The following is a 12,132-nucleotide window of genomic DNA, read 5'->3' as shown; positions in this document are numbered from 1 at the left end:
CTGCCTTCGGCGCCTCGGGCTTCGCGGCGGGTGCCGCGGCCTCGGCCTTGCCGACGCCCTTTTCGATCGCGGCGCGGACATCGCGCTCGATGATGCGGCCATGCGGGCCGGAACCCTTCACCGCCTTCAGATCAAGGCCGGCATCCTTGGCGATGCGGCGCGCCAGCGGCGAGGCGAAGATGCGCTCGCCGGAGCCGGTCTTGGGAACAGGCGGGGCCTTGGAGGGAGCAGGTGCTGCATCCGACATGGCGGGGGGCGCAGCCGGGGCGTTCTTTTTCGATTCCGCCTTGGACTCGGCTTTGGGAGCCTCGTCATTCGGAGCCTCGTTCTGCGGCTTGGCCGGCGCACCGCCGCCATCGGCGGGCACCTCGACCTTGGCCGGATCCTCACCCTCCTCCGCGATCAGCGCGATGAGGTCGTTGACAGGGACATCGGACGTCCCTTCTGGCACAACGATTTTGGCCAGCGTTCCTTCATCGACCGCCTCGACCTCCATGGTCGCCTTGTCGGTCTCGATCTCGGCGAGAACGTCGCCGGGTTTGACGCTGTCGCCTTCGCTCTTGAGCCATTTGGCGAGATTGCCCTTTTCCATCGTCGGCGACAGGGCGGGCATCAGGACTTTGATCGGCATCGGGCTTGTGATCCTGAGCTGAAATCAGTTGAGGGAAGGGGTGGAACCGGAATCGTCGGGCGGTTCGACATCGGCCTCGAATCCGGCACGGATCTGGGCCAGAGCCTCCGCCTCGTCGATCCCCGTTTCGAGCGCATAGACCCGCGCGGCATGGCGCGCGAGGTCGGAGAACAGCACCCCCCAGGTGAAAGGATCGTCGAACGAGCGCCGCAGGGCGATACTCACCTCGCCCTCCACCACACTCGCCCGCAACACCTCATGGCCGCCCTTTTCGGCGACATCGGGGGGAACGGCGAGTTCGTGGAATTGCGGCTTGTCGCTCATATCGCTCACTTGTAACAGACGGCTTTCGCGGCCTGGACGACCTCGGCGACGTTCGGCAAGGCGAGCTTCTCGAGATTCGCGGCATAGGGCATCGGCACGTCCTTGCCGGTCACCCGCGCCACCGGCGCGTCCAGATAATCGAAGGCCTGCTCCATGATCCGGGTGGCGATCTCCGCCGTGACACCCGATTGCGGGAAACCTTCCTCCACCGCGACGCAGCGCCCGGTCTTCATCACCGAGGCAATGACCGTGTCGGAATCCATCGGGCGGATGGTGCGCAGATCGATGATCTCCGCCTCGATCCCCTCCCTGGCCAGTTCCTCCGCCGCCTTGATGGCGTAGGTCATGCCGATGCCAAAGGAGACGATGGTGACGTCGTCGCCCTTGCGATGCACCCGCGCCTTGCCGATCGGGACGGTGAAATCGTCCAGCTTCGGCACCGGGAAGCTCTGGCCGTAAAGCACCTCGTTCTCGAGGAAGATCACCGGGTTGGGATCGCGGATGGCGCTCTTGAGAAGCCCCTTCGCATCCGCTGCCGTATAGGGCATCACCACGCTCAGACCCGGCACGTTGGAATACCAGGCGGCGTAATCATGGCTGTGCTGCGCCGCGACGCGCGAGGCCGCGCCGTTCGGGCCCCGGAACACGATCGGGCAACCGAGCTGGCCGCCGGACATGTAGAGCGTCTTGGCCGCCGAATTGATGATCTGGTCGATCGCCTGCATGGCGAAGTTGAAGGTCATGAATTCGACCACCGGGCGCAGGCCCGAGAAGGCCGCACCGACGCCGAGGCCGGCGAAGCCATGCTCGGTGATTGGCGTATCCACGACGCGGCGTTCACCGAACTCCTGCAGCAGGTTCTGCGTGACCTTGTAGGCGCCCTGATACTCGGCCACCTCCTCGCCCATGACGAAGACCTTCTCGTCACGGCGCATCTCTTCGGCCATCGCGTCCCGCAGAGCCTCGCGGATGGTCGTATCGACCATCTCGGTGCCCTCGGGCACCTCGTCGGAGGCGTCATAGGCATTCGCCGAACGCGCGACCGCCGGCGCCGCCGGGGCCGCGGAATCGCTTCCGGATGCGGATCCGGAAGATTCCTCTTCCGCGAGCTCTGCCTCCTGCGACGACCCGCCCTGCGGCGCCGACTCCTTCGGGCCGGCCCTGGCGGCTTCATCCACGTCCTCGCCCTCCTCGGCGATGATGGCGATGGGCGTGTTGACGGCGACGTTGTCGGTATCGTCGCCGATCAGGATCCTGGCCAGCGTTCCCTCGTCGACCGCCTCGACCTCCATGGTCGCCTTGTCGGTCTCGATCTCGGCGAGCACGTCGCCGGGTTTGACGGAATCGCCTTCTTTTTTCAGCCATTTGGCTAGTTTGCCCTGCTCCATGGTCGGAGACAATGCGGGCATCAATACGTCGATGGGCATGGGCTCGAAGCTCTCCGCTGAGCGCGCGCTATCGCGAGCGCGACGGGTTGATCGGGAATCAGTGCAGGATGTCGGTCCAGAGCTCCGACGGGTCGGGCTCGGGATCGTTGGTCGCGAAATCGGCCGCCTCGTTGACGATCTTGCGGATCTCGCTGTCGACTTCCTTCAGATCCTTCTCCGGGACCTCCCACTCGCCGAGAAGGCGACGGCGGACCTGCTCGATCGGATCCTGCTCCTCACGCATGCGCGTCACCTCGTCCTTGGTGCGATATTTCGCCGGGTCGGACATGGAATGGCCGCGATAGCGGTAGGTCAGCATTTCGAGGATGAAGGGCCCCTCGCCGGAACGGGCGTGCTCGATGGCGCGCTCGCCCGCTTCCTTCACGGCGCGAATATCCATGCCGTCGACCTGCTCGCCGGGAATGTTGAAGGACAGCCCGCGCCGCGAGAAATCCGTCTGCGCCGCAGCGCGGCTGACCGAGGTCCCCATCGCATAGCGGTTGTTCTCGATCACATAGACCACCGGCAGCTTCCACAGGGCGGCCATGTTGAAGCTCTCATAGACCTGGCCCTGGTTGGCCGCACCGTCACCGAAATAGGTCAGGCAGACGCTGTCTTCGCCGCGATACCGGCTCGCGAAGGCGATGCCGGTGCCGAGCGGGACCTGCGCGCCGACAATGCCGTGGCCGCCATAGAAATGCTTTTCCTTGGAGAACATGTGCATCGAGCCACCCTTCCCCTTGGAATAACCGCCCTTGCGCCCGGTCAATTCGGCAAGCACGCCCTTTGGATCCATGCCCGTGGCAAGCATATGCCCGTGATCCCGGTATCCCGTGATCACCTGATCCCCGTCCTTCGACGCCATCTGCATGCCGACGACGACCGCTTCCTGCCCGATATAGAGATGGCAGAAACCACCGATCAGCCCCATGCCGTACATCTGGCCGGACTTCTCCTCGAAGCGCCGGATCAGCAGCATGTCGCGATAGGCCTGGAATTCCTCGTCTTTCGACAATGATGGTGTGTTGCGGGTGGTGCGACGCGTTGTGCCCTTCGCGGACTTGGACGCGGCACCTCCAGATTTGCGCGCAGCCGTGGCCATGCAATCCCTCCGAGATGTTCCTCTTCCCCTACATAGCTCAACGAAAGTCGAAAAGCGAGGGGCGGGATAGCACCGACGGCCGCAGCGCAACATGGAGTAAGCATCTGCCCTGAAACGCGTTTTTAGAATTAATCAGATTTCGGTTAATTCAAAAATTTCCTCACTCCCCCGCATCGAGCAGGATCACGAGATCGTTGCGATGGACCCTGCCCAGCATCATGCGGGCCTGTTCTTCAAGCAGATCCCGGTCGATCTGGTCGCTGCGCACGAGGGCGACCCGGCGCTCCCATTCCTTGCGCTCGCGGGCGAGTTCGTCGCGCTCCGCGCGGGTCTGTTCGATCTGCGCCGAAAGCTCGCGCTTCGCCTCGAGGCCGCGCTGGCCGATATTGGCATGATGCAGGAAATACGCGACAGTGAGCCCGGTCGCTGCGTAGAGCGCCAAGGGAATCAGGATTGCACGGGCTCGGGCTCGGATCACCATGCTGCAATCTTCGTTGGCCATGGTAAAGATTCCGTAATCATGCGCGGGCCATGATCGTGCTTCTTCGCAATGCCCGCGCGCTGATTGTCGCAACGCCTGTGCCGTTTTCCGGCCCGAATCGTATCGGATTGCAGGTCGCGGCGGCGGGCTGCGACGGCTGATTGCTTGAATTGATCGGGGAATCGACAGATGGAGAACATGACGATCGCCAACATTGCGCTCCTGCTCGGCGCCTTGTTCGTGCTGATCGGCATCGCATCGAGCCTACTCGCATCACGCTTCGGCGCCCCCCTGCTCCTGATCTTCCTCGTGCTCGGCATGCTGGCCGGCCAGGACGGCATCGGGGGCATCGTCTTCGATGATTTTCGCGCAACCTACCTGATCGGCTCAGCCGCGCTGGCCATCATCCTCTTCGATGGCGGGCTGCGCACCCGGCTGGCGAGCTTTCGCGGCGTGCTCGCCCCCGCCGCCATGCTCGCCACCTTCGGCGTCCTGATCACGACGCTGGCCACCGGCACAGCCGCCACGCTGATCCTGGGGCTGAGCCTTGTCGAGGGCCTGCTCGTCGGTGCCATCGTCTCCTCGACGGATGCGGCCGCAGTCTTCTTCCTGATGCGCTCGAAGGGCATGAAGCTGCGCCGGCGCGTCAACAACACGATCGAGATCGAATCCGCCACGAACGACCCGGTTGCGGTCTTTCTCACCATCGCGCTCGTCGAGGTCCTGCTGGTGCAGCAGGCGGATACGGGCTGGGTCATCGGGGCATTGCTGCTGCAGCAGGGTGTGATTGGTGCCGCGCTCGGCGTCCTCGGCGGGATGACCCTCGTCTGGGCACTCAACCGCTTCACTCTGCCCCATGGGCTGCATCCGTTGCTCGCCGTCAGCGCTGCGATCCTGATCTTTTCGCTGACCTCCGTGCTCGGCGGCTCGGGCTTCCTCGCTGTCTATCTCGCCGGGTTGATCGTGGGCAACCGTCCGGTGCGCGCCTTCCCCACGATCCTGAGTTTCCATGATGCGGCGACATGGCTGAGCCAGATCGTGATGTTCCTCGTGCTCGGACTGCTCGCGACGCCGTCCACGCTGGTGCATTACGCCTTGCCCGCAATCCTCATCTCGGCGTTCCTCATCCTGATCGGCCGCCCCCTCGCCGTCTGGCTCTGCCTGACTCCGTTCGGCTTCGGCAAGCGCGAGAAGAATTTCATCTCGTGGGTGGGACTGCGCGGCGCCGTCTCGATCTTCCTCGCCGCGATTCCGACGCTTACGGCGGTGCCGAATGCCGAGGTCTATTTCAACATCGCCTTCTTCGTGGTGCTCATATCGCTTCTGGTCCAAGGCTGGAGCGTCGGCTGGATGGCGACGCGGCTCGGCCAGCAATCCGGTGAGGCGGTTGCCGATCCCCAACGGCTCGAAATCGATCTGCCCGGCCAGCTCGAGCTCGAAATGGTGGGCTATCCGATTACCGAAAACAGTCCCGTTCTCGCCCGCGCGGTTTACCCTTCGTGGATGCGCGTGGTGATGATCGTGCGCGATGGCGAGGTGCTGACGCCGGAGGCGGCCGGGCCGCTGCGGGCCGGTGATTACGGCTATTTTCTCGCCCCGCCGGCCCGTGTCCCGCGGCTCGACCGTCTGTTCGCCTCGGGCGATGGCGGCAAGCCGCCGGCGCTGGGGATGTTCAGCTTCTCCGGCGACGCCACGGTCGAGGACGTCGCACGGCTGTATGGTCTGCATGTGCCCGCTGATCTGAAGAAACTGAGCATCGCCGAAGCCTTCGACGAGCGCTTCGAGGATCGGGTCGATGTCGGAGACCGTATCGCCATCGAACCGGCGTTTCTGATGGCCACCACCGTGCAGAACGACGAGGTCGCCGCAGTCACCGTGGAATTCGAAGAGCCCGATGAAAAACCGGCGACGCCGACCGGGCGGATGATCGCGCGCCTGCGGGCCTGGCGCAGTCGGCGTGCGCTGGCACGCTCAGCCGCCCTGGCCGCAGATCAGGACAAAAGTGCTGCAGGGGCCGGGGCGAAAGATCGCTGAACAGCTTCGATCAGCTGCGTCGTGCATTCAGCGCGCACAGCGCACGCAAAGGTGGAAGGTCGGATCAGCGCGCAGCCGCCCCGCGCCGATCTCCTCACCGCAGGCCTGACAATCCAGATATTCGCCGTCATCCATGCGCCGCAGCGCGAAGAGCAATCCCTGCCGGCGTCCCTGACGTCGCGTCTGCGCGGCCTGCGCCATGGCCTGAACCTGCATCGCATCCATCCGGGCGAGGCGCCCGACGCTCTGCTGATCCAGCGCCACCGGGGCGGAATCCGCTTCCGTTTCCTGGAGGAGTTGATCGATTTCAGCGAGTTCGGCCTCTATGTGCGCACGCAGTTCGACCAGTAATTGTTTGTCTTCATTCGAAAATGCATCACCCATCACGAAATCCTGCAAGCCGAAGCGAACGCGGGCTTGCCTGTCGAACCCTGCACCCGCACATGGACGGTATGCGTGTCAGCGCGGCTTGTCACCCCGCCCTGCCAAAGCCAAACCACGGGCAATCCGATGCATGGAAAGCGAAGGGCGCGATGATTGCGCCGCAAGGAGAACGAAAATGGATAATCGCCGCGATATCTGGCGTCAGGTCGATGCCGCGAAGGAGCGCCTGATCGCGCTTGCGGATCGCGTCTGGGAGATGCCGGAAGTCTGTTACACGGAGGAGCGTTCCTGCGGCGAGCACGCCCGCGAATTGCGCGATCAGGGTTTCCGCGTTACCGAAAACGTGGCGAACATCCCCACTGCCGTGATGGGCGAAGCGGGCGAAGGCGGTCCGGTTATTGCCATCCTCGGCGAATACGATGCGCTTCCGGGCCTCAGCCAGGAAGCCGGCATCGCAGAGCATCGTCCGATCGAGGAAGGCGGCCACGGCCATGGCTGCGGTCATAATTTGCTCGGCTCCGCCGCCATGCTCGCCGCCGTCGGCCTCAAGAACTGGCTGGCCGAACAGGGCATCCCCGGTCGCGTGCGCTATTACGGCTGCCCGGCCGAGGAAGGCGGCGCGGCCAAGGCCTTCATGGTCCGCGACGGCGCCTTCGAGGATGTCGATGTGGCGATTTCCTGGCACCCAAACAGCTTCTGGGAAATCTTCCCCCCGGTGTCGCTTGCCAATACACGCGCCGATTTCGTCTTCTTTGGCCGCACCTCGCACGCCTCCGCCGCGCCGCATCTCGGTCGCTCGGCGCTCGACGCGGTCGAGTTGATGAGTGTCGGTGTGAATTACATGCGCGAGCACATGCCAAGTGATGCACGCGTGCACTATGCCGTGCTCGATACCGGCGGCATTGCCCCGAATGTGGTGCAATCCCACGCGCGGGTGCGCTACTCGATCCGCGCCGGCGAGCTCAATGGGATGCGCGAACTCGTCGAGCGCGTTCGCAAGATCGCCGAGGGCGCGGCGCTGATGACCGAGACCAGCATGGAGATGAAGATCATCTCGGCGGTCTCCAACCTTCTCGGCAACCGCCCGCTCGAAGAAACCCTGCAATCCATGCTGGAGGAACTCGGCCCGCCGCCCTTCGACGAGGCCGACCGGGAATTCGCGCGCGAAATCCGCGCGACCCTGTCCGAGGAGGATCGCGCCGCTCCCTGGAAGGCGATCGGGCGCGAGCCCGGCGATGCGCCGCTTGCGGATTTCACCGTTCCCCTCGACCAGCCGCGCAACCTGATGATCGGCTCCACCGATGTCGGTGATGTCTCCTGGGCCGTACCCACGGTGCAGGCGCATGCACCCTCGATCGCCATCGGCACGCCGCTGCATACCTGGCAGGTGGTGGCGCAGGGCAAATCGGCGCATGCTCACAAGGCGATGGTGCATGTCGCCAAGGCCATGGCCGGAACCGGCGTGGCGGTGCTCACCGATCCCGATCTGATGGCCCGCGTGAAGGCCGATCACAAGGCGCGCACGACGAAAATACCCTATGTTTCGCCGATCCCCGACGGAGTCGAGCCGCCGCTGGACATGTCACGCGGGTAATTTGATCCGGGTTTGACCGATTCTTCCGCCCTGAGCCGCTTGCCTTCTCGCAGGCTCGCGTTATCTGCAAGCCGCGAACTCGGGCCGAGGGCGGTTCGGGAAAGGGGAAGCGACGCATGGCGCAGCCGGTTCTGGTATGGTTTCGTGATGATCTGCGCGTCGGCGACAATGCGGCCCTTCGCGCGGCGCTCGATAGCGGGCGGCCCGTTCTGTGTTTCTACGTCTTCGACCATGCCTCCGCCGAGATCCGCCCGCTTGGCGGTGCGGCCCGGTGGTGGCTGAACGGGGCGCTCGCCAACCTGTCGGACAATCTGGAGAAGCGCGGCAACCGCCTGCATCTGCTTTCGGGCGCGGCGGAGGAACTCGTGCCGCGTATCGTCGCGGAGGCGGATGCGGCAGCGCTCTACTGGAATCGCCGCTACAGCCCCGAACGCGAGATCGATGCGCGGCTCAAGAAGCGCCTGCGCGATGACGGTCTGGAGGTGAAGAGCTTTCCGGGGCGTCTGGTTTACGAGCCCGGAAGCGTGCTCAACCAGAGCGGCGGCTATTACAAGGTCTTCACCCCCTTCAATCGCGCCGCCGTGGCGCATGACCCGCCGCAGGAGCCCCTGCCCGCACCGCGCGAACTCCCCCGCGCGTCCTTCCCGCGCGCCCTCGACGATCTGAGCGTCACCCTCGACGAACTCGCGCTGGAGCCGCGCGCGCCGGATTGGGCCGGCGGCCTGCGCGAGACCTGGGGGGTCGATGCGGCAAAGCGTGGCGAGGACGGGGCGCATGAGCGCCTGAAGGCTTTCATCTCGAAGCACCTGTCCGGCTATGCGCGTGAGCGCGACCGGCCTGATTTCGACGCGACCTCGCGGCTCTCTGCGAATCTGCGCTTCGGCGAAATCACCCCGCGTCAGGCGATTCACGCAGCGCTTGCGGCCCGCGCGGCCAACCGTGTCGATGCGCAGGATTACGACTCGTTTCGCGCCGAGATCAGCTGGCGTGATTTCAGCTATCAGTTGCTCTTCACCCACGGCCCGCTGCACACGCGCAACATCAACGACCAGTTCGACGCCATGCCCTGGCGCGAGGATGATGCGGCTTTGCGTGCCTGGCAGCAAGGCCGCACCGGCTTTCCCGTCGTCGATGCGGGGATGCGGCAATTGTGGCATCAGGGCTTCATGCATAACCGCGTTCGCATGATCGTTGCCTCCTTCCTCACCAAGCATCTGCTGATCCACTGGAAAGCGGGCGAGGCCTGGTTCTGGGACACGCTCGTCGATGCCGATCCGGCCAATAATCCGGCGGGATGGCAATGGGTCGCCGGCTCCGGCGCCGATGCGCAGCCGTATTACAGGATATTCAATCCGATGACGCAGGGCGAGAAATTCGATCCGGAAGGCGATTATGTGCGCCGCTGGGTGCCTGAAATCGCCGGTCTGCCGAACCGCGTCATTCATCGTCCATGGGAGGCGAAGCCCGATGCGCTGAAGGCGGCCGGGGTGATCCTCGGAGACAACTACCCCAAGCCGATCGTGGTGCATGAAGATGCACGCAAGCGCGCGCTGAACGCTTTCGAGACAATCAAACGCCGCTGAGCATGACGCGAACCGGACCCGCCCGTTTTTCCACTTGCCACGTCCGTTCTGCGGGGTGATCCTCACCGGCAGCGCCGATGCGTTTTGAATATGGCTGAGGGGAATCCCGGTCTAACAACGCTCCGGACGCATCCGGGCGAAGCAGCGCAGGGAGGTGCGCCATGCAAGACGCCGCAGGCGAACATGATACCGATGACGAATTCATTACGGTGACTTCCGACAGTCTGGGAGATATCTTGCACGGATTGCCGTTTCTCTTGCGCAAGACGCTGTCGATTGCGGCACAACTTCCTGTCGGTACGCTCGACCTCACCCTGCCCGAAGGTCGGCGCCTGCGTTTCGCCGGGGCGAAGGCGGGCCCGCGCGCGAGACTCGTCATCCATGACACCACCTGCCTGCGGCGCTTCCTGATCGCAGGTGATGTCGGTTTCGCGGAAGGGTATCTCCAGAAGGAATGGGATAGCCCGGATCTGAGGGCACTCCTGCTGCTGTTTTTGGCCAATCACATGGCCGGCGGGCAGCTCACGCCGGGTCGTCCGGGACTGCGCGTCTGGCAGCGCATCCGGCATTTCCTGAACCGCAACAGCCGCCGGGGTTCGCGCCGCAACATCCATGCGCATTACGATCTCGGCAACACCTTCTATGAGCGCTGGCTCGATCCTTCGATGACCTATTCCTCGGCGATCTTCGCGCCAGGCGACAACGATCTGGAGAGCGCGCAGCGGCGCAAATATGCGCGGCTCGCTGCCGAGACCGGTATCGGACCCGACGACCATGTTCTCGAAATCGGATGTGGCTGGGGCAGCTTCGCGGAATACGCCGCGCGCGAGATCGGCTGCCGCGTCACCGGCCTCACGATCTCACAGGAGCAATACGATCACGCCACACAGCGCATCGCGCAGGCGGGGCTTTCGGACCAGGTCACCATCGCGATGCGCGACTACCGCGACGAGACCGCGCGCTATGATCGGATCATCTCGATCGAGATGTTCGAGGCCGTCGGCGAACAATACTGGCAGGGCTTCTTCGAGAAGATGCGCACCTGCCTCCTCCCCGGCGGGCAGGCCGGGCTGCAACTCATCACCATCCGTGATGAGGCGTTCGCGGCGTACCGCAAGGAGATGGATTTCATCCGCACCTATGTCTTCCCCGGCGGTATGCTGCCCTCTCCTTCGATCATGCGGCAATTGTCGCAAGGCTCCGGCCTGTCGATCGTCTCCGATGCCGGTTTCGCCCTTGATTACGCGCACACTCTCTCCATCTGGCGCGAGCGCTTCGAGGCGGCGTGGAAGGAAATCGCGCCACTGGGTTTCGACGAGCGTTTCCGCCGGCTGTGGAACTACTATCTGACTTATTGCGAGGTCGGTTTCGCTACGGCAAATATTGATGTCCGCCAGATGGTCTTTGCGAAGCCGGCCTGACGGAGCGCACTGGTACTTGCGCGCCTGCGGCGACCGGACCCGACGAAACGAAAGATTTTCATTGAAAACGGAGGACGCATGTCTGCCGCCATCACGGTTCCCAAGCCCATCCACAGCATGATCCGTGTGCTCGACGAGACACGGTCGGTGAATTTCTACCGCCGCGCTTTCGGCCTCGACATCGCGGATCGCTTCCCTTTCGAGGGCTTCACGCTGGTCTATCTGCGCAACGCCTCGAGCGGCTTCGAGCTGGAACTGACGATCAATCATGATCGCACCGAGCCGTATGATCTCGGCGACGGATACGGCCATATCGCCTTCGCGGTCGAGGATATCGAGGCGGAACATGCCCGTTTCGAGCGCGAGGAGCTGTCTCCGAAGCCGATCAAGGCGTTTCACCGCGATGGCGCGCTGATGGCGAAATTCTTCTTCGTCGAGGATCCGGACGGCTACAAGATCGAAGTCCTGCAGCGTCACGGTCGCTACGGCTGAACGGACTTTCGGGCAGGAGCGCCCGTAAATCGCCCCTGCCCTGCCCCGTCCCTTGCACGTTCTCGCCACATCGGACCGTGAGACGGCTGGCGCGCCGAAGAGCGCTCACCGATCAACGTGAACGGACCGATCCTAAATGGCACTTGTGAAATCCCCCCTGCGCGCGCTCAGTGCGATCGCGACTCTCGGCCTCGTTCTGGCCGCCTCCCCCATCGCCTTCGTGCCCGGCCAATCCGGCCTCGGAATGCCGCAGGCGACGGCCTCCGAGAATATGCGCGTGGCCAAGACCCTCTCCGGCCCCGCTTCCTGGTATGGCGGCAAGTTCCACGGACGCACGACCGCGAATGGCGAGCGTTTCGACATGAACCAACTGACGGCAGCACATCGCTCGCTTCCCTTCGGGACCCGGGTTCGCGTCACCAACGAGCGTAACGGTCGCTCGGTCGTCGTGCGCATCAATGATCGCGGGCCCTTCGTCGGCAACCGGATCATCGACCTGTCGCGAGGTGCGGCTGCGGCGGTGGGCATGGTGAGCAGCGGTATCGCGCCCGTTCGCGTCGACGTTCTGATGTGATGTGATGCTGCGCGAACGGGCGTTCGCAGGGCATCATTGCGTCAGGTGTTGCAAAGGCGGGCGGCAGCGATTGAGAACTTGCCGC

12 protein-coding genes are annotated in these 12,132 nt (G+C 64.1%); 6 read left to right on the top strand and 6 right to left on the bottom strand.

Translation table 11 applies throughout. The features are described from left to right. From VKP01_RS15530 to VKP01_RS15510, 5 genes are all read right to left on the bottom strand, one after another. Positions 1-631: biotin/lipoyl-containing protein (locus tag VKP01_RS15530; protein ID WP_324413875.1), on the bottom strand; the 631-nt coding region annotated here is incomplete at its 3' end. A 24-nt stretch (positions 632-655) separates the two neighbouring features. Continuing rightward, positions 656-955 (bottom strand): DUF5076 domain-containing protein, encoded by a 300-nt coding sequence (locus tag VKP01_RS15525; RefSeq protein ID WP_074445366.1) that lies wholly within the window; start codon positions 953-955, stop codon positions 656-658. 5 nt (positions 956-960) lie between these two features. Beyond that, positions 961-2,382 (bottom strand): pyruvate dehydrogenase complex E1 component subunit beta, encoded by a 1,422-nt coding sequence (locus tag VKP01_RS15520; protein ID WP_324413872.1) that lies wholly within the window; start codon positions 2,380-2,382, stop codon positions 961-963. 58 nt (positions 2,383-2,440) lie between these two features. After that, positions 2,441-3,484, bottom strand: coding sequence for a pyruvate dehydrogenase (acetyl-transferring) E1 component subunit alpha (pdhA, locus tag VKP01_RS15515; RefSeq protein ID WP_074445368.1), 1,044 nt, complete (start codon positions 3,482-3,484; stop codon positions 2,441-2,443). 160 nt (positions 3,485-3,644) lie between these two features. Then, complete coding sequence (locus VKP01_RS15510) at positions 3,645-3,965, bottom strand: FtsB family cell division protein (protein WP_324413879.1); 321 nt, start codon at positions 3,963-3,965, stop codon at positions 3,645-3,647. Positions 3,966-4,154: 189 nt separating this feature from the next. On the opposite strand from VKP01_RS15510, the gene VKP01_RS15505 reads away from it, so the two are divergent. Next, entirely contained in the window at positions 4,155-5,999 is a 1,845-nt protein-coding gene (locus VKP01_RS15505) for a potassium/proton antiporter (protein ID WP_324413869.1), read from the top strand. Positions 6,000-6,026: 27 nt separating this feature from the next. On the opposite strand, the gene VKP01_RS15500 is transcribed toward VKP01_RS15505, so the two are convergent. Next, the gene (locus VKP01_RS15500; protein ID WP_324413867.1) at positions 6,027-6,383 is read right to left on the bottom strand and encodes a TraR/DksA family transcriptional regulator; all 357 of its coding nucleotides are present in this window, start codon (positions 6,381-6,383) and stop codon (positions 6,027-6,029) included. A 175-nt stretch (positions 6,384-6,558) separates the two neighbouring features. Between VKP01_RS15500 and VKP01_RS15495 the strand changes: the two genes are divergently transcribed. The 5 genes from VKP01_RS15495 to VKP01_RS15475 all read left to right on the top strand — a co-directional run bounded on the left by VKP01_RS15495 (position 6,559) and on the right by VKP01_RS15475 (position 12,047). After that, positions 6,559-7,977, top strand: coding sequence for a M20 family metallopeptidase (locus VKP01_RS15495; RefSeq protein WP_324413864.1), 1,419 nt, complete (start codon positions 6,559-6,561; stop codon positions 7,975-7,977). Positions 7,978-8,093: 116 nt separating this feature from the next. Beyond that, positions 8,094-9,560 carry a deoxyribodipyrimidine photo-lyase gene (locus VKP01_RS15490; protein ID WP_324413862.1) on the top strand — a complete coding sequence of 489 codons (1,467 nt, stop codon included), beginning with the start codon at positions 8,094-8,096 and terminating at the stop codon, positions 9,558-9,560. Between the two features lie 161 nt (positions 9,561-9,721). Then, positions 9,722-10,981, top strand: a complete 1,260-nt coding sequence (locus VKP01_RS15485) for a cyclopropane-fatty-acyl-phospholipid synthase family protein (RefSeq protein WP_324413860.1) — start codon at positions 9,722-9,724, stop codon at positions 10,979-10,981. Between the two features lie 78 nt (positions 10,982-11,059). Next, positions 11,060-11,473 carry a VOC family protein gene (locus tag VKP01_RS15480; RefSeq protein WP_324413858.1) on the top strand — a complete coding sequence of 138 codons (414 nt, stop codon included), beginning with the start codon at positions 11,060-11,062 and terminating at the stop codon, positions 11,471-11,473. 244 nt (positions 11,474-11,717) lie between these two features. Next, on the top strand, positions 11,718-12,047 hold the full coding sequence (locus tag VKP01_RS15475; RefSeq protein ID WP_324413877.1) for a septal ring lytic transglycosylase RlpA family protein: 330 nt from the start codon (positions 11,718-11,720) through the stop codon (positions 12,045-12,047). The last annotated feature ends 85 nt before the right edge of the window (positions 12,048-12,132 follow it).

Source organism: Saliniramus sp. (assembly GCF_035311605.1).
Lineage (GTDB): Bacteria > Pseudomonadota > Alphaproteobacteria > Rhizobiales > Beijerinckiaceae > Saliniramus.
Note: the sequence above shows the minus strand (reverse complement) of the source record. Positions and strands in the feature narration are given on the sequence as shown.

Excerpts from the sequence above, each read along its gene's own strand:
- VKP01_RS15525 (WP_074445366.1), bottom strand. The coding sequence starts at position 955 with ATGAGCGACAAGCCGCAATTCCACGAACTCGCCGTTCCCCCCGATGTC.
- VKP01_RS15520 (WP_324413872.1), bottom strand. The coding sequence starts at position 2,382 with ATGCCCATCGACGTATTGATGCCCGCATTGTCTCCGACCATGGAGCAG.
- pdhA (WP_074445368.1), bottom strand. The coding sequence starts at position 3,484 with ATGGCCACGGCTGCGCGCAAATCTGGAGGTGCCGCGTCCAAGTCCGCG.
- VKP01_RS15510 (WP_324413879.1), bottom strand. The coding sequence starts at position 3,965 with ATGGTGATCCGAGCCCGAGCCCGTGCAATCCTGATTCCCTTGGCGCTC.
- VKP01_RS15505 (WP_324413869.1), top strand. The coding sequence starts at position 4,155 with ATGGAGAACATGACGATCGCCAACATTGCGCTCCTGCTCGGCGCCTTG.
- VKP01_RS15500 (WP_324413867.1), bottom strand. The coding sequence starts at position 6,383 with ATGGGTGATGCATTTTCGAATGAAGACAAACAATTACTGGTCGAACTG.
- VKP01_RS15495 (WP_324413864.1), top strand. The coding sequence starts at position 6,559 with ATGGATAATCGCCGCGATATCTGGCGTCAGGTCGATGCCGCGAAGGAG.
- VKP01_RS15490 (WP_324413862.1), top strand. The coding sequence starts at position 8,094 with ATGGCGCAGCCGGTTCTGGTATGGTTTCGTGATGATCTGCGCGTCGGC.
- VKP01_RS15485 (WP_324413860.1), top strand. The coding sequence starts at position 9,722 with ATGCAAGACGCCGCAGGCGAACATGATACCGATGACGAATTCATTACG.
- VKP01_RS15480 (WP_324413858.1), top strand. The coding sequence starts at position 11,060 with ATGTCTGCCGCCATCACGGTTCCCAAGCCCATCCACAGCATGATCCGT.
- VKP01_RS15475 (WP_324413877.1), top strand. The coding sequence starts at position 11,718 with ATGCCGCAGGCGACGGCCTCCGAGAATATGCGCGTGGCCAAGACCCTC.